Origin of the sequence: Acidovorax sp. ACV02, from assembly GCF_014851475.1 — a bacterium.
Taxonomy (GTDB): Bacteria; Pseudomonadota; Gammaproteobacteria; order Burkholderiales; family Burkholderiaceae_C; genus Acidovorax; species Acidovorax delafieldii.
Map to the genome: position 1 here is coordinate 1 of NZ_JACUZU010000033.1, position 348 is coordinate 348.

General features: G+C 68.4%; 1 protein-coding gene. It reads left to right on the forward strand.

The genetic code is table 11. The features are described from left to right. On the forward strand, positions 1-348 hold a 348-nt coding region (locus IB236_RS24685; RefSeq protein ID WP_192422491.1), incomplete at both ends, for a dihydrodipicolinate synthase family protein.

The following is a 348-nucleotide window of genomic DNA, read 5'->3' on the forward strand; positions in this document are numbered from 1 at the left end:
CCGGCCTGCTCTCGTTCCCCATCACCGACTTCGACGAGCAGGGCAACTTCCGCCCCAAGACCTACATCGAGCGCCTGGAGTGGCTCGCCCCCTATGGCGCCAGCGCCCTGTTTGCCGCCGGTGGCACGGGTGAGTACTTCTCGCTCTCGGGCCCCGAGTACAGCGAGGTCATCAAGACGGCCGTGGACACCTGCCGGGGCAAGGTGCCGATCATTGCCGGGGCCGGTGGCCCCACCCGCACGGCCATTGCCCATGCCCAGGAGGCCGAGCGCCTGGGCGCCCATGGCATCCTGCTGTTGCCGCATTACCTGACCGAAGCTGGCCAGGAAGGCCTGATCGCCCATGTGG